Source organism: Amycolatopsis sp. WAC 01416, from assembly GCF_003947485.1.
Classification (GTDB): domain Bacteria; phylum Actinomycetota; class Actinomycetes; order Mycobacteriales; family Pseudonocardiaceae; genus Amycolatopsis.
In genome coordinates, this window is record NZ_QHHX01000007.1 from 144,869 (window position 1) to 170,794 (window position 25,926).

Here is a 25,926-nt window from a genome sequence, read left to right on the forward strand (position 1 = left end):
GTCGCCATTAAGTCGGACGATCCCCGGTATGTCCATGTTGCAGCGGCTCGACGCCGCCGATGCCCTGCCGGGAGCCGCCGAACTGCGGGCCCGGACCTACGAACTGCTCCGGCTCGAGCCCGGTTCCGCGGTGCTCGACGTCGGCTGCGGTGCCGGCCTGGCCGTATCCGAGTTGTCTTCCTGGGGATTCCGTGCGCTCGGCGTCGATCTCTCGACCGAGATGGTCGGAGAGGCCTGTCGTCGATCGCCTTCGTCTGAGTTTCTGGTCGGTGACGCTTACTCGCTGCCAGTCGACGGAGGGTTCGCGGGATACCGGGCGGACAAGGTGTTCCATGAACTGGCCGAGCCCGAGCGCGCTTTGGCGGAGGCGCGCCGAGTTCTGGCTCCGGGCGGGCGGATCGTGTTGTCAGGACCCGATTGGGAGGCGCTGATGATCGATTCCGCCTATCCGGCACTGACGCGCGAGATCGTGCGCGCCCGGACTTCGGTGATCGCCGCACCCCGGATCGCGCGCGGGTTTCGACGGTTGCTGGCCGGATGCGGGTTTCGTGAGGTTTCGGTGGAGGGGGTCGTCGGTTTCCTTGGCGGGGCTTCGTTCTTTCGCGGGTTGGTGGAGGTGGCCGTCCGGGTGGGCGCGGTTTCTGTTGAGGAGGGGGAGGTTTGGCTGGCGGAACAGGTTGATGGTGGGGGTTTTGTTGCTGTGCCGCAGTTTTTGGCCAGTGGTCGCGCTGTGGCTCTGTAGTTGGCCGGTTTGTGTGGTTGCCGGAAAACGGTAGCACCCGTGGTGCCTGTGAACCGGGCGTGGGAAGGTCCCCCTGCGTACGGGACTTCCCGGCCCTCGCCCTCGCCTTGGGGCGAGTTGCGGCGCTACTGCTGAGCCGGTTTGTGTCGTGGCCGGGAAACGGCGACGCTCGCGGGGCGGGATGTCGGGAGATCTCCTTTGCGTTCGGGACTTCCTGGCCTTGGGTGAGTTGCGGCGCTACTATCGGGCCGGTTTGTGTCGTGGCCGGAAAACGGCGACGCTCGCGGCACCTGTGAACCGGACGCTGGAAGATCCCCTGCGTACGGGACTTCCCGGCCCCCGCCATTGGGCGAGTAGCGGTACTTCTACCGGGTCGGTTTGTGTCGTTGCCGGAAAACGGCAACACCCGCAGCACCCAGGGGCCAGATGTCGGGATATCTCCTTGTACACGGGACTTCCCGGCCCTGGCCCCCATCGTTGGGCGAGTTGCGACGCTACTACCGAGCCAGCTTGTGTCATTGCCGGAAATCGGCAATGAGCTCGTCCCGTGAGGTTCGGAAACTGTCGGTGGTCGGTTGTACGTTCTGTGTGTGGATACTTCTGACGCCGTTGTGGCGCTACTCAAGGAAATGACCGAGTCGGATGTGTTGGGGGAGGTTAATGGTTCGCTGGATTCGTTGGGGGATAAGGATGTGGTGGATGTCGCGGTGGCGGCGTCGGTGGGGATCGCACGGTTGGAGGCGGTGCGGTTCCGTGCTATCGGACAGTTGGGGCGGCATCGTGGTGGGGTGGCGAGTGTGGTGCAGGAGGTGGCGTTCGCGTTGTCTGTTGTGGACCGTCATGCGGGCACTCTGGTTTCCACCGCGGAGGCGTTGACCACCCGGTTGCCGCGGACGCTCGGGTTGATGGACCGTGGGGTGGTGGATGGGTTCGGGGCGGCGAAAGTGGCGGCGGCGACGTCGTGGCTCTCCGACGAAGACGCCCGGGCCGCAGACGTGTTGTTGGAAGACCGGTTGGAGGGGAAGAACTCCGAGCAGGTCCGGAAGGCGGCGAGTCATGCGGCGATGACGGTGGATCGGGAGGGTGCTTCTCGCCGGGCTGAGCATTCTCGGGCGGGCCGCCGCCTCACGGTGCGCCACGGCGAGGCAGGGGTGGCGTCGATCGAGGTCGAGGACGGGCCGGTGGAGAAGGTCGCCGCCGCCTACACGCGGATCGATCGGGAGGCACGCGCCCTCAAGACCGGCGACGAGCCTCGCACCCTGGACCAGCTCCGTGCCGACGTCGCCCTCGACCTCCTGCTCAGTGGTCAGGGCGGCAAGAGCGAGCGGGCGGAGGTATTCCTCTATATGGATCTGAACACTTACCTCGGTGTGAACGAGGATCCGGCGGAGTTGGCTGGGCATGGGTGTATTCCGGCGTCGGTGGCGCGGGAGATCGCTGGTGGGCCGGATACGGTGTTGCGGCGGATCATCACGGATCCGTTGTCGGGGCAGGTGCTGGATTTGGGGCGGGATCGGTATCGGCCGACGGCGGGGGTGGGTGAGTTCGTGCGGGTGCGGGATCGTGAGTGCCGAAGACCCGGCTGCCACCGTCCCGCCCAAGCCTGCGACCTCGACCATGTCGTGCCATGGCAGTTCGGCGGCCACACCAACGCCGATGAACTGATCGACCTGTGCCGCCGCGACCACCGACTCAAAGACGAACCCGGCTGGATTTACCGGCTTGCCGCGGACGGCACTCTCACCGTCACCACCCCGACAGGGCAGCGTTACGACAGTTCGCCTCCACCGCTGCACGAACCCCGGACGGCCGACGAGCCACCACCGTTCTGAACCATCGCCGGAAAACGGCAACGGCCTCCTCCGGCAAGACCCTCACCTGCGGGGTGCCTCACCAAGGCCCATCCGCGCCGCCGCACTCTTCGGCGCAGGAACGCTTTCTGGGTGTTGCCGGATGCTTCGCTAAGGCAGCTTCTCCACCCACGACTATGACTTGCCGTTGCCCGTGCTGCCACGGTCCCTCCGCTAGCCGAGGAACCTCCGCCGAGTTCTGGGACGTCGCCGGAAAATGGCGACGGTCTGGGCCCGTGCCGTGGCCGTTCTATGGCAACGGTGAGGCGGTCGAGCTCGCTCAAAGGCGAACTCGGCTGGACTATCGGCTTGCCTCGGACGGCACTTTCACGGCGACCACGCCAGCGAGCAGAGTCGCGAGGGTTCGCCCCCGCTTGGTTGGCGAACCCCACCTTCTGAGCCATCGTCGGAAACGGCGACGACCAGGCGTGGGCTTCGGCGAGTTGTCGTTCGCAGGCGCCTTGGTCCCTTTGTGCCGTGGCTGTTTTTCGGCAACGACGAGACCGCCGGCACAAAGACGAACCCGGCCGCAGCACCCCAACTCACTGCGGCGCACTGCAAAGCAAAGCAAACGAGCGACCCTCAAGCGCGGGTACCGAGCACCGACATCCCCAGCACCAGTTCGTTCGCCGGATCGCAGCCGAGGAGGTCCTCGACCAGTTCGTCGCGGAGCGCCGCGGTGAACGTGACGTTCAGGCCGAGCGCGGTCGCCAGCAGGTACACGGTCTGGCTGAGGTGGCCGACGTCCATCAGCAGTACCCGGTAGGTGCGGCTCACCGGGTACTTCCACTGGTTTCGCTCGATGACGCTCGTGTAGATCAAAAGCGCGCCGGCGTTGCCGGTCCAGTGCTGGTCGCCGGCGAGTGCGATCAGTTGGTCGTCGTCGATCTTGCCGTCCAGTGGCGTGAGGCCGTGCCGGAAACCGTCGTAGTGGTAGACGGCCCGATCGAGGCCTTCGACATTTCTCGCGTAGACGTACACCTCTGTCGGGTGCCTCGCTCCGCCGGACGGGCTCGTCTTGAAGACGTTGCCGGTGGCGGGGATGTCGGGATGCGTTTCCGGTCTCGTCGGCCGGGCGGCGGTGAGAAGTGCGCTCAAATCGCGCAGCCGCAAGGGTTCTTCGCCGAACTCGCGGACGCTTCTGCGCTGGTTCAGTGCGTCGCCGAGTCCGATCGCGTTCAGTTCTTCCGTTGACGGTTCGGGCAGCGCTATCGTCTCGTACTCGCCCGAAGGTCGCACCGGAGAAGGCGGAGGGCTGGCCTTCGCCTTCTCCAGCAAGGATTTCGCCGTCATTTCGCTGGTCGTGAACTCGGTCTCGCGCAACGAGCGGGTGCCATAGTGAAAAGCCCTCGCGGACGTTCCCCAAGGGCCCCAATCCCGAAGGATCTCTTCTTCCCGCTGGTGCCGGGTGGAACCTTTGACCACCAGCACGTCGTACCGGATCATCGCGCGCGCGATACGGACGAGCCTTTCCCCGATCTCGGGATTCTCGTCCGCCGCGCGGACCGATTCCGGTTCTCGCCAAGAACCGAACCAGCGCAGGACGCGTTCGGTTCCTTCGGCGAGTTTGAGCTGGCGATGTCCGAGGTGGTCGTCCCAGACGACGTCACCATCGGACCAATAGAGCGTTCCGCAAGAGGAAACCCTTACCAGCATCGAATGTCTTGCGCCCCAGTCCCCAGTAATACTTTCCGAATACGTCAGGTCATTCAGCGTCGCGAGCGGAAAGGAGGCCCGCCGTTCGGCGGCGGCTCGAACCCACCCCAGGTGCTCTGTGCCTTGTACTCCGCTTCGAGCTCGTACAAGAACTCGTCGTCATCTTCCTCGTGCATGCCGTCGATCCTCTCCGTGAGCGGTTACTCCGGTCAAGCGAATATACCTACGCCAACAGAGTACCGGAGCGGAACGACTAATTACGCCGAGTAATCAGTCAGGTGCTGTTTGAGTTCGCGCACCTCTGACGACTCGGAAATGCCGAGATCGGTGTACAAGCGCAATGCGAAGCGGCGATGACGTTCCGCATTCAGTCGCTTACCGAGAATGTCGAACGCCGCCGCCATCTCCTTGTGGGCGATGGGCAGCATGCTGCGATTACCGGTCGATTCGAGCACTTCCACCGCGGTGGTGAACTGGGCGACCGCGAGTGCGGCATCGCCGAGTGCACGCGAATTGATACCGAGAGCGAGATAGCATTCCGCCTCGAGATCGGGTGATTCGTTCTCTTGCGCGAGTCTCAGCGCCTCGTCGAGTTCCTCGGCGGCTTCGGGATAGCGCCTGTTCTCGGTGTGGATCAGCCCGATCCGGTGCCTGGCGCGGGCTTCGATGAGCACGCTGCCGTGGGCGTGGGCGGTCTCGCGGACCCAGCCGAGGTGTTCGATCGCCTCGTCCGACTCGCCTTTGAGCCAGTGGGTGACCCCCGAGTTGCCCCTGGCCCGGCACTGCATCCGGACGTCGCCGGTGGTCGCGGCCAGTGCGAACACCTCGTTGAACAGCCGGTTCGCTTCGGTGAACTCGTTGAGCCGCCACAGGGTCAGCGCGTACATGTGCAGGGCCTGGTACTCGAGGACCACGTTCCCGGTGACCCGCGCGGCGGACAGGGCGAGGGTCTCCAGCTCCCTGGCCTGCCGGTAGTAGCCGCGGTTGTCGAAATAGCGCCACACCGCCGAGCAGAACGGCACGAGGTCCGAATAGTGCTGGTGGTTGTTCATCGCGACGGCCACCGGCAGCACGTTCTGCCATTGGGCGTCCATCCAGTGCGCGGCCTGGTCGTAGTCCGCGAAGGACTGTCCGTACTCGCTCTTCGGGACCTCGAGGCCGCCCGGCTCCTCTTCGGAATCCGGGTCGATGAAGTCCATCGCGGCCGCGACGGTGCTGCGGTAGTAGTCGAACAGCCGCCGCATCATCGCCTCGCGCTGGTGTTCGGGCTCCTCGGCGAGCAGGAGTTCGCGACCGTAGCTGCGGAGGAGGTCGTGCATCTCGTACCGGTCCATCGACGGCTGGCGCAGGAGGTTCACGTCGACGAGGCGTTCGGCGAGGCGGCGGGCCTTCCCGAGGTCCACTTCGGCCAGCGCCGCTGTCGAATGGAGGTCGAAAGCGGCACCGGGATGGTGGCTCAGCCGGCGGAACACCCGGCGTTCGGTTTCGCTCAAGTTCAGATAGGACACCCGGAAAGCGCCCGCGACGTCGCGTTCCCCCGCGGTGAGTTCGCCGAACCGGTTCCGCTCGTCGCGCAGCTGCCTGGCGACGAAGTCGAGCGTCCACGAGGCCCGCGCGCGCAGCCTGCTCGCCGTGACCGCCAGCGCGAGCGGAAGGTCGCCGCACAGGCTCGCCACCTGGTCGGCCGCGTCCGGGGATTCCCGCTTCAGCCGGGCGGGGCCGACGATCCGGCCGAGCAGGTCCACCGCGTCGGCCCGGGTGAACGGTTCGAGGGACAGCAGTTCGGCGCCGTCGAGGTCCACGAGCCGGGTGCGGCTGGTGATCAGCACGCAGCAACTCGCCGAACCGGGCAGCAGCGGGTTCACCTGCGTCGCCCCGATGGCGTTGTCCAGCACCAGGAGCACGCGTTTGCCGGCGAGACAACTGCGGAACAACGCCGCGCGCTGCTCGGTCCCGGCGGGGATGTCCGAACCCTGGATGCCGAACGATCGCAACAGTGCTTCGAGCGCGGACCCCGGGTCGACCGGATCACCCGCCGGCGAGAAGCCTTCGAGGTTCACGAACAGCTGCCCGTCGGGGAACAACGGGGCGAGCCGGTGCGCTGCGTGGACGGCCAGCGCGGTCTTGCCGACACCGGGCATCCCGTCGATCGCGATCAGCCGCGGCCCCGAGGAGGAGCCGTCCTGGCCGATTTCGAGAACGCTCCGCAGTTCCGCGGCGCGGCCGCCGAACGCGGGGAGGTCCGCGGGAAGCTGCGCGGGGCGGGGAAAGAGCGCCTTCTGCGCGTCCGCGTTCTCACGCCGCCCGACGGTGTCCATCCCGGCCCGGAGCCCGCCGACGCCATACCGGACGAGGGCGCCGTCCTCCATCAGTTCGGCGTCGGCGCGCAGGATCTGCTGGTGCAGCGCGCTCAGTTCGGCGCTCGGGTCGACGCCGAGCTCCTCGGCGAGCGCGATCCTGGTCCGGTCGAACGTCCGGAGCGCGTCGGCGCCGCGGCCCGCCCGGTAGAGCGCCAGCATGGTGAGGCACTGGAGGGTTTCGCGGGTGGGATGCCAGGCGGCGAGGTCGAGGGCCTCGCGGGCCGCCGCCTCCGTCTCGCCGAGCCGGAGCCTGGCGCCGATCAGGAGCTCGCAGGCGGCGAGGCGTTCTTCGTCGAGCCGTCGAGCCGTCTGCTCGATGGCCTCGCCTTCGAGTCCGTCGAAGGCCGGGCCGCGCCAGAGCGAGAGCGCGTCCGCGAGTTTGACGGCCGCCTGCGAGATCAGCCCGGCCGCCAGGAGTTCGGCGCCCTGGTTGTAGTCCGCTTCGAAGCGGACCGAGTCGAGCGAGGCGCTGCTGAGGGCGACGCGGTACGCCGAGCCGGTGGTGACCACGGCGGACCGGGCCACGCCGAGGTCGTGCCGCAGCCGCGCGATCGCGTTGCTGACCTGGCGGACGGCGGTCTTCGGCGGATTTTCCGGCCACATCGTGCCGATCAGGTACGACACCGGGACGAGCCTGCCCGCATTGATCAGCAGGGCGGCGAGAAGACGCTGCTCACGGCGCCCGCCGAGCCGGACGGGGACGCCGTCGACCTCGGCTTCGAGCGGGCCGAGAACGGAGAAGCCGAGTTGGGAGCTGTGGGCGGCGGTCCGGGGAGATCCCGCCGAATCGGGTAAACGATCAGCGGTCATATGCGACTATGTCGTCCGAGACCGTGAGCGTGCTCACGCACTACCTCCAGTCCGTTCGCCGGCTGATCGGCACCCTAGCCCACCGCTTCGGCCTCCAGCCAGGTCGGCGCGGGGGCACGCCGTACGGCATTCGGCCTAACGGGCGCGCGCTCGGCTGCCCTGGAACCGGTTCGATTCTACGCCCGGCGGCCCCTGAACTGCGCGGATGCCCGGCGGTGGAGAGCCGATGTAATTCCGATGCAGGGCCTTGGAAAGCTGAAGACATCAGCTGGCGGGTCGGCGCGACGGGGCAGCGCGCCGAACCGTATGTAGGGGCTCCGCGGCGGTTGGCCTTCGAACTGGGGGTGGCCAACCGCCCTGGTAGCCCTTTCCCGTCACAGGTTGCTCCCAGCTGAGCGCGGCACACTGGAACAAAGAGGAGTGTGCCGTCATGAGTGCTCTTGGCTATCTTGTGGGCGTCCTGCTCACCCTGTTCCTGATCGTGCTCGTCGTCCGGATGGTGCTGGACTGGACCGTCAACCTCGCCACCCGTCCGCCGGCCTGGTCCTTCCGGGCGCGCGGGATCGCCCATCGGCTGACCGAGCCCGTGCTGGCGCCGGTCCGCCGTGTTCTCCCGCCGGTGCGGGCCGGCGGGGTGGCGTTCGATCTCGCCTTCACCCTGGTGTTCCTCGGGGTCGTTCTCCTGCAGTCCCTCGCTTTCAGCCTCTGACCAGGTGTGATCCGCCGCCGTCGCGGGTACCAGGTGGCGGGAGGAGAGGAGTGTGCCCATGCGCCCGGTCTGGAGCGGTTCGCTTTCACTCGGTCTGGTGACGGTGCCGATCCGGTTGTACAGCGCGGTCGAGGACCACACGGTGCACTTCCGCCAGTTCCAGCGCGGCACCGAAGACCGCATCCGGTACCGGCGGGTGAACGAGCGCACCGGCAAGGAAGTCGGCTACGACGACATCGTCAAGGGTTACGAGCTCGACAGCGGTGACTACGTGGTCGTCGAACCCGAGGAACTCGACGAGATCGCTCCCGGGCGGTCGAAGTCGCTCGACATCGAGAGTTTCGTCGAGCTGGACGCCATCGACCCGATGTTCTTCGACAAGACGTATTGGCTCGCGCCCGCGAAGGACGAGTTCGAACGCCCGTACGCGCTTCTGCTCGAGGCGATGAGTTCGTCGGGCAAGGCCGGGATCGCGAAGTTCGTCATGCGTGGCCGCGAGTACCTGGCCCTGGTCCGTTCCGGCGACGGCGTCATGGTGCTCAACACCCTGCATTTCGCCGCCGACCTGCGGGATCCCGCCGAGCAGTTGCCGGATCTCCCCAGCAAGGCGAGGGCGCGCGGCAAGGAACTCGACATGGCCGTCAACCTGATCGACGCGATGAGCGGCGACTGGCGGCCCGAGGAGTACCGCGACACCTACACCGACCGTGTGCGTGAGCTGATCAAGGCCAAGAAGAAGGGCGACACCATCACGCCCGCCACCGAACCCGGTGAGCCGACGAAGGTCGTCGACCTGTTCGAGGCGCTTTCGAAGAGCGTGGAGAGCGGGAAGGCCAAGAAGAAGTCCGGGGCGAAGAAGCCTCCAGCGAAGCAAGATCTCTCTTCGTTGTCGAAGGCGGACCTGGAGAAGCTGGCTCGGGAACGGGACATCAAGGGACGGTCGAAGATGACACGGGCCGGCCTGGAGAAGGCGCTCAAGGCCTCGTGACGATGCCCGCCGTCGCCAGTTCGCCTGCGATGGCCTCGATCAGCAGCCGGACGTCCTCGGCCGCGGTCGGGTGCAGCCCTTCGGAAACGATCAGCACTTCGGACGTCGTCGCGGAGACCGCCGAGTGCCCGCTCTGCCGGTTCGTCCACCGCCTCGCGTGGGCTTGACCGTCCTCGTCCGCGAAGATCACCTCGCCGGGGTTCGGCTGTTCGACCGTGCCGGCGAAGGTCACGTACTTCTCGTCGCCTCGCGCGTGGCGGACCTCCAGCGAGCCGCTGATCTTCGCGACGTCCAGCACCGCGACGGGAATGGCGTAGGCGACCGAAACCGCGTTGCAGAGGTCGATCACCGGATGGATCCGGGGGAGCGAGCCTTCTTTCCGCAGCCGGCGCAGCAGGGACTCCGACGCGCAGCGGTACTGCGTCGGCTTCAAGCCCATCCTGGCGAACGCCCGCCGCCAGGCTTGGATCTCGGGGAACTCCGATTCCGGGCCATCAGCCAGCCGTCGTGTCGCTCGTTCGACGAACCTCTCCAGGTCGACCGGCATTTCCGGGGTGATACCGCCCGCCTGGAGGGTGCCGACGGCGAGGCCGGGGTGAGCGGCGTGGATCTCGGGGTGGTGCTGGAGTCGCATGCTGGACCTGTCTACTGGGTGGTGAACGCGAGTTTGACGCCGAGCGCGGCGAAGGAACCGGCGAAGATCCGCCGAAGCCAGGCGAGCACGCGCGGCCGGGAGAGAACGTGGTGCCGCACGCCGGCGGCGAGGATGCCGTACACGCTGAACACCACGAACGTCGCCAGCATGAACACCCCGCTCAGCAGCAGCATCCGGGGGATCGAACCGGGTTCGCCCGCCGGGACGAATTGGGGCAGGAACGCGAAGAAGAACAGTGTCAGCTTCGGGTTCAGGACGTTGATCAGCACGCCGGAGGTGATCGTCCGCAGGGCTGACACGGGTTCGGGATCGCCCTCCACGACGATCGCTTCCCGGTCCCTCAGCGTCGCCCAAGCCATGTAGAGCAGGTACGCCACGCCGAGGTACTTGAGGATCTCGAACGCCAGCGCGCTCGCGTGCAGCAGTGCCGCGAGACCGGTGATCGCGGCGACCATATGCGGGATGATGCCGAGGGTGCAGGCGGTCGCGGCGATGACGCTCGCGCGTCTGCCGCGGGCCAGTCCGGCGGAAAGCGTGTAGACCACGCCGGTGCCGGGCGTGGCGACCACGACCAGCGTGGTGATCAGGAAGGCGATGCTCACGCCGATCACTGTGGGCGGTCTTTGGCCCCGTGAACAGAGCCAAAGCCTGCCCGGTCCACTGGACCAAAGGCTTGCGTGAGGCGGCGTGAAGGCTTCACCGGATGGGGTGGCATGATGCACGCTCGCACGTCGACGAGGAAGGCCTTGGTTTGAGCGCGCGCACTTCCCAGATGGACGACCTCCGGCTGGTGGCACAACCGAATGCCGTGTTGTGCTCCGAGCTTTTCGTCCGTCTCATCTTGTCGGACTGGTCCTTGCGGCCGTTGCTCGATCAGGCGAAGACCGCCGCCGCCAGATTGGTGGGCGCGCTCGTCGACGTTGCCGACCCGAAGGAGCCGCCGTTCCTGACGCTCAGACTGCGGTTGCGCTCGGACGTCCTGGTCATCGAGGTCGACCACGACGTGGACGGGCTTCCCGCGCCCACGCCCGCGCCTGGTGAGCGGACCGGGGTGGCGCCGGGCAAGACCGGCGGCGTGACCACGTGGTGCGAGCTGCCGCTGCCCGGTGGCCTGTCCGCCGGACAGGTCCAGCTGCCGCGGCGGGGCGACCGCCGTACCCTGGTGGACGAGCCTGTCTCCGGCGCGCCCGTCGGCGCCGACCCCGAAGTCCTGGAACGGCTTTTGACGCGGCTGAGTGGCTGGTCGGGCTGACTGGCACGAAGCGCGCCGCCACGCCGGTCCTGGAGATCGAGTACGAACACGCCGGTGCGGCCGTGGCCGCACTGCTCCCGTGAGAGCGATCACCCGTCCGTGCGCATGACGATCTGGATCTTCGCTTGTCCTACCGGGTAGGCGCACGATCCGGGCGCCACGGACGGAGGAGGACCCGATGTCGTTGGGCGACAAGATCAGTAACAAGGCCGAAGAGCTCGGCGGTAAGGCCAAGGAGACCGCCGGCGACGCCACCGGCAACGACGAACTGCGCGCGGAGGGCCAGGCGGACCAGGCGAAGGCCGGTCTCAAGGGCGCCGTCGAAAACGTGAAGGACGCCGTCGGCGACGCGGCGGACAAGCTCCGCGACACCTTCAAGAAGTAGCGGCTCTCGCGGGCCGGGGCGGCGGTTTTCCGCGCCCCGGCCCGCTTTTCAGCCGTGCAGCAGCACCGGCAGGCTGGTGAGCCGCGTGCCCTGGATGCCGCCGAGGAACGTCTGCCGGAGTTCGGCGTGGGGCACGGCGAGCCGGGCTCGGGGGAAGTCCGTGCGCAGGACCGTCGCGACCGCCCGCAGTTCGAGCTGCGCGAGCTGGGCGCCGACGCAGAAATGCGGGCCCGCGCCGAAGGTCAGATCCGGACCGGGTTCCCTGGCCGGGGCGGTGTTGATGCCCTGGATGTCGACGAGCACCGGCGCTTTGGCGGGGAGCCGGATCCCGGCGAGGTCGATCTCCGTGGTCGTGAACCGCCAGAGGGTGAACGGGGCGGGCGGATGCTCCCGGAGGGTTTCGCGAACCAGAGCGCCCTCGGGGGCGGCGTCCCCGTCGAGTAGCCGTGAGATCAGGAAACCGATCGAAGCGTCGGTGGTCAGCTGCCCGGCGAAGATCAACGCGAACAGGTGATACCGCAGATCGTCTTCGGACGTCTCGGGCGGGAGGTTGTCGCGCAGTTCCTTCGCGAGCCCGTTCCGGTTCGGCGTCAGCCCCTCGGCGGCGAGGTCCGCGATCGCGGCGATGGCCTTGCCCTGGGCTCCCGGTGCGGGGTCGGACATGCGGCGGCAGGCATCGACGGCGGCGTCGAGCAACCGGAGCGGGATTCCGAGCAGGTCGAGCAGCACGGTGAGCGGGAAACGGGTGGAGAACCCGTCCATGAGGTCGACGTTTCCGTCGCCGAGTTCCGTCAGCAGCGCGTGCGCGATCTTGTGGATCCGGTCCGACTGAGCTTGGATCCGTTTGGCGCTCAGGAGAGGAGCGTGTGCTCGCCGCAAGAGCGTGTGGTCCGGGCCGTCCAGTGTGGTGAGTGACGGCTGTTCGGCGGCGGTTTGTTCGAGTCCGGTCCACCCCTCGGGGGCCAGCGCGGGATCTTTGGTGATGCGCGGGTCCGACAAGACCGCACGGGCCAGCTTCTCGTCGGTCACGATCCAGGCGCTTCCGCCCTCGGGGGCGGCCACTTCGACGAGAGGGCCGGCGGCTCGCAGCGCGGGCCGGACGGGATCGGGCTCGGTGATGCCGCGGGTCTTCGCGGCGAACGGATCGGGGAGCACGGGAACTCCTTCATGAGAAAGTAGCTTCACGATGAAGGTATATTTGCGACCGGTAGGTTGTCAAAGCACCTGAGTCGAGGAGGGCTGATGGAGGATCGCGTCACGTCGTTGCTGGACGGCCTCCGGAGCTTCGGGGCGAATTACACCGAGTTCACCCGGCGTTTCGCGAACTGGCTCGGCCTGCACGCCACCGACGCCGCCGCGCTGGTGGAGATCCTCTACGCCGAAGACACCGGCTCGCCGCTGTCCCCGGCCCGGCTCGGCGAACGCATCTCGCTGACCTCCGGCGCGACCACGAACCTGCTGAACCGCCTGGAGAAGCTCGGCTACGTGGTGCGCACCCGGGAGAACACCGACCGGCGGGTGGTGACCTTGCGCAGCGGCCCCGACATCCAAGGTCCCGCGCGGGAGTTCTTCGGCCCGTTCAGTGCCGGGCTCGCGGCGCTGGTCGCGGAGTACCCGGCGGAGGAGATCGAACGGTTCGAGGGCTTTCTGCGGCATCTGCGGTCCACAATGGACAAGGTGCTCGAAGAGCAGGGGTAAGACCCCATTCGAGTGTTCTCACCCACTCGACCAGTCCGCGACGCCCTCGGTGCCGAATCCCTCCCTGACGCCACGGAACCGCGTAGCCGGGCGTCGGGTGAGGTGGAGGCAGCTTGATGGTCGAGGGTGTACGGACGAGTCCGCGTGGAAGCGGCGGCACCGGGACGGAGCCTGCCGAAACGAGCCTGATGCAACGGGTCGCGGCAGGAGACGAACAGGCGTTCGCCGACCTGTACGACGTCGTCGCGGGACCGGTGTGGGGAGTGGTGAACAGGGTCGTCCGCAACGGCACGTTCGCCGAAGAGGTCACCCAAGAGGTCCTGGTGGAGGTGTGGCGGACGGCGGCGCGGTTCAAACCGGGCAAGGGGAGCACGCTGGCCTGGGTGCTCACCATCGCGCACCGGCGGGCGGTGGACCGGGTGCGTTCGCATCAGGCCTCGCTCGACCGGGACGACCGCGCGGGCAGACTCGATTTCCGGCGCCCGTTCGACGAGGTCGCCGAATCGACGATCAGTAATCTCGAGCAGCAACGGGTGCGCCAATGCCTGACCGCGCTGACCGACCTGCAACGGGAATCGGTGGTGCTGGCCTACTACAACGGTTACACCTACCCGGAAGTCGCGGAAGTGCTCAAGACCGCGCCCGGCACGGTGAAGACCCGCATCCGCGACGGCCTGATCCGGCTGCGTGACTGCTTGGGGGTCGGGCAATGACGGCGGAACTGCACACGCTGACCGGGGCCTACGCCCTGGACGCCGTCCCGGAGGAGGAGGCCGCGGCGTTCAAGCGGCACCTGCGGGGTTGTCCCTCGTGCGGCCAGGAAGTCCGGGAGCTCCGGGAGACCGCGGCGCGGTTGGGGGCGGCGATCGGCATCGCGCCACCGGCGAGGCTGCGGGAGGCGACGCTCACGCAGGTCGCCGGAACCCGTCAATGGCCTCCACTGGTCGCTGTCGCACGTCGAGACGGGCCTTTGAAGACGAGGATCGCCCTTTGGGGTGCCGCGGCGGCCGCCGCCGGAGCGCTGGTGTTCGGCCTGGTCACCACGAACACCGAGCCGGGGACCGATCCCGCGCAACAGCGGCTCGCCTCGGTGAACGCGGTGCTCACCGCCCCCGACGCCTTGACGGCCAAGGGGGCCGAACCCGGGACGACCACGGTGGTGACTTCGCGGAGCCACGGCAAGATCGTCGTGCTGGCGGGTGATCTGCCGCCGCTGGCTCCGGGCAAGGCGTACCAGGTCTGGCTTCTCGGCGCGAGCGGCGTGCATTCGGCCGGGCTGCTGGCGCAGGACGGTCCACATCGGACTCTTCCGGTCCTCGCCGAGCTGCCCGGCGGGATCGACAGGGTCGGCATCACCGCGGAACCCGCCGGAGGTTCGCGGACACCGTCCACCCCCGCCGTCGCGATGATCCCCCTCGGGACGTGACCGGAGGGGGATCATGCGTGATCAGAGGCGTAACTCGCGTGATCAGAGGCGTAACTCGCGTGATTGGGGGCGGATCACTGGATGCGGGAGCCGGCCTTCGCGGAGAAGCGGAACTCGATGGTCGTCGGGAGCTCGTCGAGATCGAGTGCCTGGCGCAGCCTCGGCAGGCCCTCAGTGGTGATCCGCTCGCGGATGGCGGCCAGGTCGCCGTCCTGTTCGGCGCTCAGCACCGCGGCCAGCACCGGCGCGTCTTGGGTGCCGCCGAGCGTGGCGTGCGCGGCGTGGACGCCGGGGTAGGTCGCGACCTCCGCGGTGAACGGGTCGACCGCGGTGCTCGCGGCCAGCGTGGTCTGGCCGGTGTCCTGGCCGAAGCGCCAGGTGTGGGACTTCGGTTTGCGGACGGGCTGCGCGATGAGCCACCGCAGCACCAGCAGGCCGACGACCACCGCGCCACCGGCGACGGCGTACCAGACCCATCCGGGTGGCGTCGCCGTACCGGGGACGAGCGTGGCGCCGGGGTCGAGCGGCGGGATCCGGCCGAAATGGGTGCCGACGGCGAACACGCCACCGGCGAGCAGCACGAGCCCGGTCAGCACCAGCAGGGTGCGGTTCAGCCGGGCGGGACGGTTGAGGTCGGTCATGACGTGCTCCTGGTGGCCTTGACCCGGACCCGCACGGCCGGGACGGTGGCCGGGCCGATCTGGGCGAGACGGTGCTCGATGGCGGCGCGGACGGGGTCGGCGAGTCCCGCGGTGTTCGTCCTGCCGGTGGTCACCACCGAGACGATCCCGCGCCGCTTGACCTTCAGCTTCGCCGCCGAAACACCGTCCACAGTGGACGCGGCGGTGCGCAGGGTCGACCGGTAGCTGCGCCGTGAGGCGCCGGAGTCCGGGTCGCCTTCGAGTGGCAGCACGGTCGGCTTCCCCGGGACGATCGCGCTCACGAGGAGCACCAGGCCGAGCAGCGCGACCACACCGCCGGCGATCGCCGGCAGCGGATCACTCCACCGGAGTCCGTGCAGCGCGGACGCGACGGCGTCGTAGCGGATCCACGGGTTCTCCCCGAGGATCGTCTGCACCGCGACGGTGGCGGCGAGGACACATCCGGCGAGCACCACGAGTGCGACGAGCACGGCCGGGACGCTGCGGCGGGGGCGCCGTTTCATCGGACCCTCCTCGTTTCGGTCTCGGTGGAATGCAAGGCCGTCACGGTGATGTCGACCCGGGTGACGGTCAGGCCCGAGAGCTCGCCGACGCGGCGGATCAGATGCTCTCGCGCGGTTTCGGTGGTGGCGCGGACCGAAAGCGGGTACTTCACCGAGAGCCGGACGTCCAAAGTGGTCGCCGAGCCGGTGACCTGCGCGCTCACCTTGGCGCCCTGGTCGAGGTCTTCGCCGCCGACGGCGATCCCGAGCACCCGGGAGGCCGCGCCGCCGATGCCGTCGAGTTCGGTGATCGCCCGCGCGGCGATCCGCTCGACTGCACCGCCGGCGACGGTCAGGCCGCCGCGCCCGTCCGTTTCCGGCGCGGCGGCGGTCATGGTCGTCATGGCGATCAGCCCCTGTCGCGGCCGGCCAGGGCCGAAAGGTCGAGCTTGCCGTCGAGGAACCGGCCGACCAGCAGGCCGAGGGCGGCGAGGACGAGCACGACGAGGAAGGCGCCGAAGCCGCCGAACGCGCCGGCCACGCCGAGCACGAGACCGGTCAACAGGCCGAGATGGGTGGCGTTCATGAACGTTCTCCTTGCTGTAGGGCGCGGACGGCGCCGGTGGTCACTGGACGCGGCCGGATTCGGTGGTCTCGTCGGCGTCGTCGTCGCCCGGGATGTGCACGTCGGACACGTTGATGTTGACCTCGACGACCTCGAGCCCGGTCATCTGCTCGACCGCGCCGATCACGTTGCGGCGCACCGATTTGGCGAGATCCGCGATCGCGACGCCGTATTCGACGACGATCTGCAGGTCGACCGCGGCCTGGCGTTCGCCGACCTCGACGGAGACACCCTGCCCGGCGGACGCGGTGGCGCCCGGGATGCGCTCGCGCAGCGCGTTGAACGCCCGCACGGCGCCGCCGCCGAGCGCGTGGACACCGGTGATCTCGCGGGTCGCGAGGCCCGCGACCTTCTGCACGACGGTGTCGGCGATCGTGGTCACGCCCTGCGTGGAGACCAGGGCGCTGTTCTCGGTGGGGGCGGCGGAGTTCGAGTTCGGCTTGGCCGTGGTGGCGGTGTTCGTCATCGCGCTCTCCTGAAGTTCGGTTTCCGTTGCCTGCGGTGGAAGTTCTTCACTTCCACACTCCATAGACCCAGCGGCGCGAAGATCGTCACGACCCGATCGTGTGGTCTGGATCTCACCCTCCGTGGGTATGGCTTGGTCGCGCGGCTGAAGGGACCTCTGGTCTTCGCGGGGCATCTCTCTTAGGAAAGGTTCCTAACTAACTGGAGGCGATGTGCGCGGACGTGGACTGGCGGCGGCGACGGTTCTGGTGGTCCTGTGCGGCGGCTCGGCCGCCGTCGCGGAGACGACGGCGGCGCGGACGGCGCGCAACATCATCTACATCCAGGGCGACGGCCTCGGGCTTGGCCAGCGCGACCTGCTCCGCCTGGCGCTCAAGGGCAAGCACGGCAAGCTGGCGATGGACGGGCTCGCGGCCACCGGTCTCGTGCGGACGTCGTCCGACGATCCCGACGAGATCGTGACCGACTCGGCCGCGGCGGCCACCGCCCTCGCGACCGGGCACAAGACGCGTAACGGCGCCGTCGGCGTGGACGCCCACGGCCGACCGCTGGAAACGATCCTCGAACGGGCGAAGCGGGCGGGGAAGTCGACCGGCCTGGTCACCACCGCGCAGGTGACAGGCGCCTCGCCGGCGGCCTTCGCGGCGCACGTGCCCAGCAGGGACTCGCAGAGCGACATCGCGAAGCAGTACATCGAGAACAGCCGCCCGGACGTCCTGCTCGGCGGCGGCGAGGACTGGTGGTATCCGAAGTGGAACCCCGGGCTGTGGCCGGACAAGCCGGGGGAGGAGAGCCGCAGTCCTTACGGCAACCTCGTCGAACGCGCGCAGCGAACCGGCTACACCTACGTGCGTGACGGCGACGAACTGCGGAATACGCGGGCGAACCGGATCCTCGGCCTGTTCGCGAACGAGGACATGGTCGATTACGGCCCGGACGGCGTCGGGAAGTACGCGCCGCGGGTGCCGCTCCAGCAGATGGCGCGCAAGGCGCTGGACACCCTGTCGAAGAACCCGCGCGGCTTCTTCCTCTTCCTCGAAGAAGAGGGAACCGACGGGATGTCGCATGAGAACAACGCGCACGGCGTGATCGACGCGGGCCGCGCGCTCGACGCCACCGTCGCCGAGGTGATGCGGTTCGTCCGCACGCACCCCGACACGCTGGTGATCATCGGCGGCGACCACGAGACCGGCGGACTGTCCATCGAGAACCACGACCCCTCCGACACCGATCCGGATCAGGACGGTCCGTTCGACGTGCCGGGCTCGAAGCTCAAGTTCACTGTGGACTGGACGACCCACGACCACACCGGCTCCGACACCCCGGTCACCGCCGAAGGCCCCGGCGCCACCCGTCTCGGCGGCACGGTCGAGAACACCGACGTGCACTGGGTGATGCGGGCGGCGAGCGGCCTTTGAGCGGGGATCCCTGACGGTCAGCCGGCCCGCACCGATGCCGGTGTCGCCGATTCGATCGGGTCCTTCTTCTTTCCGGTGGCAGGCAACGTGGCCATGAGTACGGCCGCGCCGAGGAGGGTGGCGACCGCGATCCAGCCCGCGCCGACGTGCATGGCATGAATGAACGCGTCGTCGGCGGCCCGCGCAAGCGTGGGCCGGTCGACGGCGGTGGCGACGTGGCGGGCCTGTTCGGCGGACACCCGCGCCTGATCCCGCACCGGGCCGGGTGCGTCCGCCAGCGAAGGTTCGATCGCCCGCCGGTACACGACCGACATGATCGTGCCGCCGACCGCGATTCCGAGCACGCTGCCGGTTTGCCGCACCGTGTTGGTGACGGCGGACCCCGCACCGGCCTGGTCCAACGGCAGGTCGCCGATCAACGCGGCCGTGACGGGGCCGATCACCATGCCGATCGAGAGACCCTGAACGAGCAACAGGATTTCGATCCAGACGAGTGGGGTGTGCAGCCCGAGGAACCCGTATCCGGCCATCGTCAGCGCGGCCATGGTCAGCGCGGGCACGGTGACAAGGCGTAGCGACAGGCGGCGGACCAGGCGGGTGGCGAGGGGTGCCCCGGCGAGCGCGCCGAGAGCGGTCGGGACATTGGCCAGACCCGCTTTCATCGGTGAGAATCCGAGCGCGCCTTGGAGGTAGAAGGCGTTGTAGAAGGTGATCGCGGCCACGGCGAAGAGCAGTAATCCGAGGGCCACATTGCCGCCGCCGAACGCGCGTCGCGCGAGCAGCCTCGGGTCGAAGCCGGGCACCTTGGCTCGCAGTTCGACGAGTACGAAAACGGCCAGCAGAACCAGACCGAGAACGATCGGCGCCCAGACGTCGGCACGACTCCACGCGGTCACCTGCCCCGCCCGGATCAGCCCGTAGGACAATGCCACGAGTCCGCCGGCCGACAGCACCATTCCGGCGGGGTCCAACGGCCGCGGAGTGGGGCTGCGGAAATTCGGAACCAGCACGGCGAGCCCGGCGTACGCAAGCACCGAGACCGGGACATTGATCAAAAAGACCGAGCCCCACCGGAAATGATCGAGCAGGAACCCCGCCAGCACCGGGCCCGCGGCCATTCCGACACCGGCCGACGTCGAGAAAACGCCGATCGCGGCAGCGCGGGCGGGGCCGGTGAAGGTCCACATGAGGATGGCCAGCATGGCGGGCGTGATCAGCGCGCTGCCCACCCCCATCACAGCCCGGGCCGCGATCAGCTGGCCCGAATCGCTCGCGTACGCCGCCCACAGCGAGGATCCGGCGAAGACCGCCAACCCGCTGGAAAACACCGTCCGGTGACCGAAACGATCGCCCAAAGCGCCCGCGGTGAACATCAAGGTGGCGAAGGCCAGCGTGTACGAACCGGTGGCCCATTGCAGTTCACCGGGATCGGCCCCCAGCCCGCGGACCGGGTCCGCGAGGGTTTCCAGCGTCGTACTCAGGACGGTGTTGTCCAGCCAAATCAGCAGCGAACACAACATGAGAACGGCGAGAATCAACCGCTGCCTGAATTTCGGCAGCGTCGCAGGCGTGGTCAATGAGCACCTTCGGATATCGATCGGCGGGAACTCGAGCGACCATAAGCAAACTCCGCGACGCTGTCAAATATGGTTTTTATTGGCGATACTGTTGCGGTTGAATGAATTGTATGCCCTCGGCTGGGTTTGCGGAATGAACAATTCTGTGCCCTCGGGATGATTTGTCATTTGAGGGATTTCATGCCTTCGTGAGTGCGGTATCCAGGCACGCGAGTCACGCCTTGCTTCACGACCGGCCGCCGAGGTCACAGCCGTCCCACTGTCACCAGGGATCACATCTGACGGTAGCGAAAGCCTCCTTCACTACCGTCAGAGTAGGCAAGGAGGCCTTCACTACCAGGAGAACGCGTACGCAGGAGCGACACCTGGCCCCCGCCACGACACGTTCGACTTACCCCTCAATAACCAGGTAGGGGCGCCCTGTGGCGCCGGTCCGGTCCCTCCGGTTCGTCAGGCGACGAGACGCCGTTCCTGTGGATCGAAGCAGACCAGCTCCAGTGCGAGGGCACGCTCGACGGCGAATCTCGCGGCTTGCTCGTACTTGCTGTAGACCATGCCGAAGTAGAACAGTGGGCCGCTGGCGTTGTTGATCAGTGGTCCGTCCGACCAAGGGACGTCGTCTTCGTCGTCCTCGGCGTCTGGGTCGAGATCGGGCCAGCGAGCCACCAATGCGCCGATGTAGTGCTGGATCAATATGGTCGGTGGAGTGCGTAGTCCTCCCATGTGCTCGCTGTGGAGGGTATCGAAGGTTGTGTGTGCGGCTTTGTGGTCGGCGGGACGGGGTCCTTCCCAGACGGCGAGGTGGTAGCTCATGGGCAGAGTGTCCTCGACAGGTCCGACAGTTCGGACGGAGGCGACTTCTGCTAGGTGGTGCCCGGCGACTCGGTGCTCACCGGGGCAACGTTTGTGACGGACCGCACCGGTCATCGCGTTGACCTCTAGCCTGGTCGAGGTCCGACCATGAGGCCATGACCCTCGAAGCAGACGAAATGCTCCTGTTCCGGAACGCCATGCGGATCACCGACGGCCACCTGGAGCAGTTCACCGCCGCCGTGCGCGAAGCCGTCGACTTCGTCGAGCGCAACGCGCCGCAGGTGATGGTGCAGACGTTCGTGGACGCTGATCGCATGCTGGCCTACAGCTATCAGATGTACGCCGATTCGGACGCGGTTCTCGAACACTGGCGGATCTCCGAGAACCACATCAACGCCGTGTCGGAGCACTGCACGGTGGTGGACTTCCAGGTGCACGGCTCACCGGACGAACGAGTGCTGGAGGGGATGCGGGGGATGATCGACGACGGCACCGCTGTCGTCACGCCACGGATCGCGGGCTTCGTGCGCCCCCTGCCGGACCCGCACGGCACGACATGACTCGTACGCGTCGGTTCACGGTTCGCGGTCCTGGACGCGGCGGGCGATGGCGAGTGCGATCGGCGCCACGAGCCAGCACAGATACGCGCCGGTGTCCTCGGTCAGGAACGAGACGGGAATGGAAACCCCGAACACCGCGGCCAAGCAGATGCTCCGCGTCAGGCTTTGGGTGAAGACCCGGGGCGGGCCGTCGGTCCGGTACAGGTGTTCGCGCCGGATCTCCCGGATGATCAGCGCGAACGACGCGGAGGCCAGCACCTGGACGATCGCGTAGAGGCTGAACCGGAGCGGGAAGGCTCCCTCGGCGGTGATCACCCGCGTCGCGAACGGCATCAGGACCTGCATGAACAGCCATCCCAGGGTGAGGCTGATCAGCCGGCCGTTCAGTGAGCGGACATAGCGGAAGATCTCGTGGTGGGCGCGCCAGTGGGCGGAGATCACCACGAAGCTGAGCGCGAAGGCGACGTACTCCTTGCCGTGGGCCGAGATCGAGCTCAGCATGGCGGCGGTGGTGTCGCCGTGGGGGATCGGGAGATCCAATGCCAGCAAGGTGAGCGCGATCGCGATCACCGCGTCGACGAAGATGGTGAGCCGCTCGGCGGCGGCCTTCCCGATCGCGTGGCCGGTCTGTGTCGTCATGGTGGGCTCCCGCGGTCTCAGGCGGCGATTTCCGCGGCCGGTCGTGGGAGGGCCGCGAGTCGCCGGGATCGCACGGCGAGGACGATCATGACCGCGGGGATCAGGAGGTCGTTGACGAGGACTCCGCCGGTGTTGCCGGGGGAGTGGTCGCCGCCCGCGAACCATTGGTAGACGTGGCCGATCGCGGCTCCCCAGAGGAACATCCCGCCGCCGATGCCGATGGTGATGCGTTCACGCGCGGACGCCGAGGCGGCCCGGAAACCCATGACGGCCAGTGCGAGGTTGGCGAAGGCGATCTCGAACATGAAGGGCGTCCGGTCGAAGCCGATCGCCGTGGCCATGACATCCGGGAAGGCGAGGAAAGCGATCGTCATCCACAGGCTGCCGCAGCCGAAGGCGCCGATGGCCCACCAGCGCTGCCAGATCTCGAGCCGTTCCTCGGGTGATGTCGCGTGGCGGGCGCGGAGGAAGGCTCCGGCGGCGGGCACGACGATCCAGACCAGCGGGAAGGCGGATTGGGCGAAGTAAGAGAAGTTGTCCATGACATCAGTCTTACCTAGTTAATATTAACCAGTCAACACTCTGGTATGGTGAGGTCGTGGATGACGGACTCGCAGACCTGCTGCACCGCGTGGTCATGCTGATGGGCGAAGCGGCCCGTCGGCGCGCCGATGACTCCGGTGGTTTGACCTACAGCCAGGTACGGCTTCTGGGCACGCTCGAGGACATCGAGCCGACGACGCAGCACCGGCTCGCTCAGGCGCTGTCGGTCTCCGACCCGGCGATCAGCCGGGCCTTGCGGCCGCTCGAAACGGACGGTCTGGTGCGGATCACCGTCGACCCCGAACACGCGCGGCGGCGGCTGGTCCGGCTCACCGATCTCGGCCGGAAAGCCTTCCATGCCGCGGGAAAGCCGCTCTACGACGAGTTCCGCGAGGGACTCATCGCCGCCGGCTTTCCTTACGAGCGCTACCTCGAAGACACCCTTCGGCTGGCGGAAATCCTCGCGCCCGACTGAGTCCGCTGGACTCAGAGGTTGGTGATTCCGGCGCTCAGTGCCAGGGCCGCGGCTTCACCGCGTGAGGTCACGTCCAGCTTCTTCAGCAGGCCGGTGACATGGAACTTGACCGTGCTTTCGGTGATCCCGAGTGCGTCGGCGATGGACTTGTTGCGCTGCCCCCGGGCGACCAGCCGCAGCACTTCGAGTTCGCGGCGGTTGAGATTCGACGGCAGCGTCTCGTCGGTCCGGCCCGCGGCCGGTTCGAAGGGGACGCTGATGGCGACGTGGCTTCCCCAATCGGGGAGGGCGTCGATCCGGACGGTGGCGCCGAGGGTTTTCGCGCGTCCGTCGAGTTGCAGGCGCAGGCCGGCGCTGTCGAGGCTGCCCGGTCCTTGATCGCGGATGTCGAGGTGCAGTGCGGTGCTGTCGGTCGACCAGGCGACCCGGAGGCGGGTCAGCTCGGGTTGGCTGGTGAAGGCCAGCACCGCCGTGCAGGTCATCGCGCGGGCGGCGTGGGCGATCTCGCCGGGTATGGGCCGCCCGTTCTTCGGCGGGGCGACGAAGTCCAGTCGCGCGTCGTGGTGGCGCAGCATTTGCCGGATTTCCCGCCGCAGCCTGCCGAACGCGGTGTGCGCGGGTTCTTCGGACTGTGCGAGATCGGTTTTCTGGGCCGACCGGAGCGCCACCAGCGCGGCCGAGGCGGAGTCGGTCGCGGCGAGCCGGGCGCGGTGGTCGTCCAGCCGGGAGGACCGCAGTGTGGTGAGGATCGTGACGAGCGCGGTTTCGTGCGCGGCGGCCATTTCGGCGATCGTCCTGGCGCGTTCGCTGGAGGCCGCGCGGGATTCGGCGAGGTAGTCGGGGCTGGCCTGCGTCACCTGCTGGCGGATCGAGGTCGCGACGACGCCGAAGACCTCGGCCAGTGAAGCGGGATACGGGAAGCGGGTCCGGCTCGACCGGGGGACGAGCGCGAGCAGGGTGCCGATCGGGTCCTGCACGGCCCAGACGGTCCGGGTGGCGCCGCCGAGAGAGGCCGTCGTGGTCAGCTGATGGCCGGGCGGCACGCTCGCCTTGAGCGCTTCGAGTTCGGCGATGGTGATCTTGTCGGTGATCTCCCTGGCGCCGGTGACTTTGCGCGGCCGCCCGGTGCACTCCCGGGTGAAGATGACCAGAGCCTGATGCGGCCAGCGGTCGGCGAGGAAGCGCGAGAACCGGTCGGCGATTTCACGCAACGGGCCTTCGATGACGTCGCGCAGTGCGGTCAGGTCGGCGGAGTCGGGCATCCAGCGAGCCTAGCCGCCGGATTACCTGGTCGAAAGGACAGGATCCACTGGACCGATGACCAGGTCGCTTCCGAGGCTTACGGGCTTAGCCTCACGTGAAGCATGCGTCGACGCGCATGCCTGTGTTGCCGAACGGCGGAGGAAACAGGGAATGTCACAGCAGGTGCGCGGAGTGATCGCCAGGTCCCGGAACGCTCCGGTGGAGCTGACGGACATCGTGATCCCGGATCCGGGCCCCGGCGAGGTCGTCGTGTCGATCGCGGCCTGCGGGGTCTGTCACACCGATCTGACCTACCGCGACGGCGGCATCAACGACGAGTTCCCGTTCCTGCTCGGTCACGAGGCCGCGGGCACCGTGGAGAGCGTCGGCGACGGCGTGGAATCCGTACGACCCGGGGATTTCGTCGTCCTCAACTGGCGCGCGGTGTGCGGGCAGTGCCGGGCCTGCAAGCGCGGACGCCCGCAGTACTGCTTCGACACCTTCAACGCGACACAGAAGATGACGCTGACCGACGGCACCGAGCTGACCCCGGCGCTGGGCATCGGCGCGTTCGCGGACAAGACGCTCGTCCACGCCGGACAGTGCACCAAGGTCGACCCCGCCGCGGACCCGGCCGTGGCGGGCCTGCTCGGCTGCGGCGTGATGGCCGGACTCGGCGCGGCGGTCAACACCGGCGCCGTCGGCCGCGGGGATTCGGTCGCGGTCATCGGCTGTGGTGGAGTCGGCGACGCCGCCGTCGTCGGGGCCCGGCTGGCCGGGGCGGGCACGATCATCGCGGTCGACCGGGACGAGCGGAAGCTCGAGTGGGCCCGTGAGCTCGGCGCGACCCACACCGTCAACGCCTCCGGCACCGACACGGTCACCGCGATCCAGGAACTGACCGGTGGTTTCGGCGCCGACGTCGTCATCGACGCGGTCGGCCGCCCGGAGACGTGGAAGGCCGCCTTCTACGCACGTGACCTGGCGGGCACGGTGGTCCTGGTCGGCGTTCCGACGCCGGACATGCGCCTGGAGATGCCGCTGATCGACTTCTTCTCCCGCGGTGGCGCGCTGAAGTCGTCCTGGTACGGCGATTGCCTGCCGGAGCGGGACTTCCCGATGCTGATCGACCTGTACCTGCAGGGCCGGTTGCCGCTGGAGCGGTTCGTGACCGAGCGGATCCCGCTCGACGGGGTCGAGAAGGCCTTCGACGCCATGCACGCCGGCGAGGTCCTGCGTTCGGTGGTGATCCTGTGAGCGGGAACCTGAGGATCGAACGCGTCGTCACCGCCGGGGTCTTCGAACTCGACGGCGGGAGCTGGGACGTCGACAACAACGTCTGGCTCGTCGGGGACGACGACGAGGTCGTGATCGTGGACGCCGCGCACGACGAGAAGACCATCACCGAGGCCGTGGGCGGCCGTGACGTGGTCGCCGTCGTCTGCACCCACGGGCACAACGACCACGTCACCGTCGCTCCGATGCTGAGCGAACACCTGGATGCCCCGGTCGTGCTGCATCCGGGCGATCGGGAGCTGTGGGAGATGACCCACCCCGGCCGCCGTTTCCGGCACATCGAGGACGGTGAGCGGATCGCCGTCGCCGGCACGGAACTCAAGGTCATCCACACACCAGGGCATTCACCCGGATCGGTGTGCCTGCACCTTCCCGAGGCCAAAGCGCTCTTCTCCGGGGACACGCTCTTCGCGGGCGGTCCCGGCGCGACGGGGCGCTCGTTCTCCGACTTCCCGACGATCATTTCCTCGATCAGGGAACGGCTTTTCGCCTTGCCCGAGGACACGAAGGTCCACACTGGACACGGCGACCCCACCACCATCGGTACCGAAGCGCCCCATCTGGCCGAGTGGATCGCCCGCGGACACTGAGTCCCGGC

The 25,926-nt window shown here is 68.0% G+C and carries 30 protein-coding genes; 14 read left to right on the plus strand and 16 right to left on the minus strand.

Annotation, left to right across the window (positions count from 1 at the left end):
* The first annotated feature begins 28 nt into the window (after positions 1 to 28).
* Complete coding sequence (locus DL990_RS24470) at positions 29 to 742, plus strand: methyltransferase domain-containing protein (protein WP_125800014.1); 714 nt, start codon at positions 29 to 31, stop codon at positions 740 to 742.
* 611 nt (positions 743 to 1,353) lie between these two features.
* On the plus strand, positions 1,354 to 2,574 hold the full coding sequence (locus DL990_RS24475; RefSeq protein ID WP_370451374.1) for a DUF222 domain-containing protein: 1,221 nt from the start codon (positions 1,354 to 1,356) through the stop codon (positions 2,572 to 2,574).
* 600 nt (positions 2,575 to 3,174) lie between these two features.
* Here the strand turns inward: DL990_RS24475 and DL990_RS24480 are convergent.
* The 3 genes from DL990_RS24480 to DL990_RS24485 all read right to left on the minus strand — a co-directional run bounded on the left by DL990_RS24480 (position 3,175) and on the right by DL990_RS24485 (position 7,418).
* Positions 3,175 to 4,248 carry a SagB/ThcOx family dehydrogenase gene (locus tag DL990_RS24480; RefSeq protein WP_125788569.1) on the minus strand — a complete coding sequence of 358 codons (1,074 nt, stop codon included), beginning with the start codon at positions 4,246 to 4,248 and terminating at the stop codon, positions 3,175 to 3,177.
* 53 nt (positions 4,249 to 4,301) lie between these two features.
* Complete coding sequence (locus DL990_RS42195; RefSeq protein ID WP_255431388.1) at positions 4,302 to 4,424, minus strand: hypothetical protein; 123 nt, start codon at positions 4,422 to 4,424, stop codon at positions 4,302 to 4,304.
* Between the two features lie 81 nt (positions 4,425 to 4,505).
* Positions 4,506 to 7,418, minus strand: coding sequence for a BTAD domain-containing putative transcriptional regulator (locus DL990_RS24485; protein ID WP_125800015.1), 2,913 nt, complete (start codon positions 7,416 to 7,418; stop codon positions 4,506 to 4,508).
* A gap of 430 nt (positions 7,419 to 7,848) precedes the next feature.
* Here DL990_RS24485 and DL990_RS24490 point away from each other — a divergent pair, with 430 nt between their 5' ends.
* Complete coding sequence (locus tag DL990_RS24490; protein ID WP_125788567.1) at positions 7,849 to 8,127, plus strand: YggT family protein; 279 nt, start codon at positions 7,849 to 7,851, stop codon at positions 8,125 to 8,127.
* A 58-nt stretch (positions 8,128 to 8,185) separates the two neighbouring features.
* On the plus strand, positions 8,186 to 9,115 hold the full coding sequence (locus DL990_RS24495) for a Ku protein (protein ID WP_125788566.1): 930 nt from the start codon (positions 8,186 to 8,188) through the stop codon (positions 9,113 to 9,115).
* Here DL990_RS24495 and DL990_RS24500 read toward each other — a convergent pair.
* Together DL990_RS24500 and DL990_RS24505 are read right to left on the minus strand one after the other, a co-directional pair.
* Entirely contained in the window at positions 9,102 to 9,749 is a 648-nt protein-coding gene (locus DL990_RS24500; RefSeq protein WP_125800016.1) for a B3/4 domain-containing protein, read from the minus strand. The genes DL990_RS24495 and DL990_RS24500 overlap by 14 nt on opposite strands.
* Positions 9,750 to 9,760: 11 nt before the next feature.
* Complete coding sequence (locus DL990_RS24505; RefSeq protein WP_125800017.1) at positions 9,761 to 10,372, minus strand: LysE family translocator; 612 nt, start codon at positions 10,370 to 10,372, stop codon at positions 9,761 to 9,763.
* A gap of 149 nt (positions 10,373 to 10,521) precedes the next feature.
* On the opposite strand from DL990_RS24505, the gene DL990_RS24510 reads away from it, so the two are divergent.
* Both DL990_RS24510 and DL990_RS24515 read left to right on the plus strand, forming a co-directional pair.
* Positions 10,522 to 11,022 carry an ATP-binding protein gene (locus tag DL990_RS24510; protein WP_125788623.1) on the plus strand — a complete coding sequence of 167 codons (501 nt, stop codon included), beginning with the start codon at positions 10,522 to 10,524 and terminating at the stop codon, positions 11,020 to 11,022.
* 178 nt (positions 11,023 to 11,200) lie between these two features.
* Positions 11,201 to 11,407 carry a CsbD family protein gene (locus DL990_RS24515; RefSeq protein WP_125800018.1) on the plus strand — a complete coding sequence of 69 codons (207 nt, stop codon included), beginning with the start codon at positions 11,201 to 11,203 and terminating at the stop codon, positions 11,405 to 11,407.
* A gap of 48 nt (positions 11,408 to 11,455) precedes the next feature.
* Here the strand turns inward: DL990_RS24515 and DL990_RS24520 are convergent, their stop codons facing one another.
* Positions 11,456 to 12,562, minus strand: coding sequence for a cytochrome P450 (locus DL990_RS24520; protein ID WP_125800019.1), 1,107 nt, complete (start codon positions 12,560 to 12,562; stop codon positions 11,456 to 11,458).
* Between the two features lie 87 nt (positions 12,563 to 12,649).
* On the opposite strand from DL990_RS24520, the gene DL990_RS24525 reads away from it, so the two are divergent.
* From DL990_RS24525 to DL990_RS24535, 3 genes are all read left to right on the plus strand, one after another.
* Positions 12,650 to 13,105 carry a MarR family winged helix-turn-helix transcriptional regulator gene (locus DL990_RS24525; RefSeq protein ID WP_125788561.1) on the plus strand — a complete coding sequence of 152 codons (456 nt, stop codon included), beginning with the start codon at positions 12,650 to 12,652 and terminating at the stop codon, positions 13,103 to 13,105.
* A gap of 116 nt (positions 13,106 to 13,221) precedes the next feature.
* Entirely contained in the window at positions 13,222 to 13,818 is a 597-nt protein-coding gene (sigK, locus tag DL990_RS24530) for an ECF RNA polymerase sigma factor SigK (protein WP_125788560.1), read from the plus strand.
* Positions 13,815 to 14,531: an anti-sigma factor domain-containing protein gene (locus DL990_RS24535; RefSeq protein ID WP_125800020.1), complete on the plus strand. Its 717-nt coding sequence runs from the start codon at positions 13,815 to 13,817 to the stop codon at positions 14,529 to 14,531. The genes sigK and DL990_RS24535 overlap by 4 nt, the downstream gene beginning before the upstream one ends.
* A 74-nt stretch (positions 14,532 to 14,605) precedes the next feature.
* Here the strand turns inward: DL990_RS24535 and DL990_RS24540 are convergent, their stop codons facing one another.
* Genes DL990_RS24540 through DL990_RS24555 form a run of 5 tightly spaced genes read right to left on the minus strand, consistent with a single transcriptional unit; the run spans position 14,606 to position 16,766 of the window.
* Positions 14,606 to 15,172 carry an alkaline shock response membrane anchor protein AmaP gene (locus DL990_RS24540; protein WP_125800021.1) on the minus strand — a complete coding sequence of 189 codons (567 nt, stop codon included), beginning with the start codon at positions 15,170 to 15,172 and terminating at the stop codon, positions 14,606 to 14,608.
* Positions 15,169 to 15,696, minus strand: coding sequence for a DUF6286 domain-containing protein (locus tag DL990_RS24545; RefSeq protein WP_125800022.1), 528 nt, complete (start codon positions 15,694 to 15,696; stop codon positions 15,169 to 15,171). Before DL990_RS24545 ends, DL990_RS24540 begins: the two co-directional genes overlap by 4 nt.
* Positions 15,693 to 16,079 carry an Asp23/Gls24 family envelope stress response protein gene (locus DL990_RS24550; protein ID WP_125800023.1) on the minus strand — a complete coding sequence of 129 codons (387 nt, stop codon included), beginning with the start codon at positions 16,077 to 16,079 and terminating at the stop codon, positions 15,693 to 15,695. The genes DL990_RS24545 and DL990_RS24550 overlap by 4 nt, the downstream gene beginning before the upstream one ends.
* 5 nt (positions 16,080 to 16,084) lie before the next feature.
* A complete protein-coding gene (locus DL990_RS41530; protein ID WP_037321503.1) occupies positions 16,085 to 16,261 on the minus strand; it encodes a hypothetical protein in 177 nt (58 codons plus the stop codon).
* Between the two features lie 40 nt (positions 16,262 to 16,301).
* Complete coding sequence (locus DL990_RS24555; RefSeq protein WP_125788555.1) at positions 16,302 to 16,766, minus strand: Asp23/Gls24 family envelope stress response protein; 465 nt, start codon at positions 16,764 to 16,766, stop codon at positions 16,302 to 16,304.
* 211 nt (positions 16,767 to 16,977) lie between these two features.
* Here DL990_RS24555 and DL990_RS24560 point away from each other — a divergent pair, with 211 nt between their 5' ends.
* Positions 16,978 to 18,183 (plus strand): alkaline phosphatase, encoded by a 1,206-nt coding sequence (locus DL990_RS24560; RefSeq protein ID WP_125800024.1) that lies wholly within the window; start codon positions 16,978 to 16,980, stop codon positions 18,181 to 18,183.
* A gap of 17 nt (positions 18,184 to 18,200) precedes the next feature.
* Here DL990_RS24560 and DL990_RS24565 read toward each other — a convergent pair whose 3' ends face one another.
* The gene (locus DL990_RS24565) at positions 18,201 to 19,760 is read right to left on the minus strand and encodes an MFS transporter (RefSeq protein ID WP_233620554.1); all 1,560 of its coding nucleotides are present in this window, start codon (positions 19,758 to 19,760) and stop codon (positions 18,201 to 18,203) included.
* A gap of 450 nt (positions 19,761 to 20,210) precedes the next feature.
* Positions 20,211 to 20,573, minus strand: coding sequence for a hypothetical protein (locus DL990_RS24570; protein WP_125800025.1), 363 nt, complete (start codon positions 20,571 to 20,573; stop codon positions 20,211 to 20,213).
* Between the two features lie 155 nt (positions 20,574 to 20,728).
* On the opposite strand from DL990_RS24570, the gene DL990_RS24575 reads away from it, so the two are divergent.
* Positions 20,729 to 21,133: a hypothetical protein gene (locus tag DL990_RS24575; protein WP_125800026.1), complete on the plus strand. Its 405-nt coding sequence runs from the start codon at positions 20,729 to 20,731 to the stop codon at positions 21,131 to 21,133.
* A 15-nt stretch (positions 21,134 to 21,148) separates the two neighbouring features.
* Here DL990_RS24575 and DL990_RS24580 read toward each other — a convergent pair whose 3' ends face one another.
* Positions 21,149 to 21,772: a TMEM175 family protein gene (locus tag DL990_RS24580; RefSeq protein ID WP_125800027.1), complete on the minus strand. Its 624-nt coding sequence runs from the start codon at positions 21,770 to 21,772 to the stop codon at positions 21,149 to 21,151.
* A gap of 17 nt (positions 21,773 to 21,789) precedes the next feature.
* Complete coding sequence (locus DL990_RS24585) at positions 21,790 to 22,314, minus strand: DUF6790 family protein (protein ID WP_125800028.1); 525 nt, start codon at positions 22,312 to 22,314, stop codon at positions 21,790 to 21,792.
* A gap of 56 nt (positions 22,315 to 22,370) precedes the next feature.
* On the opposite strand from DL990_RS24585, the gene DL990_RS24590 reads away from it, so the two are divergent.
* Positions 22,371 to 22,790, plus strand: coding sequence for a MarR family winged helix-turn-helix transcriptional regulator (locus DL990_RS24590; protein WP_125800029.1), 420 nt, complete (start codon positions 22,371 to 22,373; stop codon positions 22,788 to 22,790).
* An 11-nt stretch (positions 22,791 to 22,801) separates the two neighbouring features.
* On the opposite strand, the gene DL990_RS24595 is transcribed toward DL990_RS24590, so the two are convergent.
* On the minus strand, positions 22,802 to 24,052 hold the full coding sequence (locus DL990_RS24595) for a LuxR C-terminal-related transcriptional regulator (protein WP_125800030.1): 1,251 nt from the start codon (positions 24,050 to 24,052) through the stop codon (positions 22,802 to 22,804).
* 151 nt (positions 24,053 to 24,203) lie between these two features.
* On the opposite strand from DL990_RS24595, the gene DL990_RS24600 reads away from it, so the two are divergent.
* Together DL990_RS24600 and DL990_RS24605 are read left to right on the plus strand one after the other, a co-directional pair.
* Complete coding sequence (locus DL990_RS24600; RefSeq protein WP_125800031.1) at positions 24,204 to 25,289, plus strand: S-(hydroxymethyl)mycothiol dehydrogenase; 1,086 nt, start codon at positions 24,204 to 24,206, stop codon at positions 25,287 to 25,289.
* Positions 25,286 to 25,918 (plus strand): MBL fold metallo-hydrolase, encoded by a 633-nt coding sequence (locus tag DL990_RS24605; RefSeq protein ID WP_125800032.1) that lies wholly within the window; start codon positions 25,286 to 25,288, stop codon positions 25,916 to 25,918. Before DL990_RS24600 ends, DL990_RS24605 begins: the two co-directional genes overlap by 4 nt.
* Positions 25,919 to 25,926 lie beyond the last annotated feature (8 nt).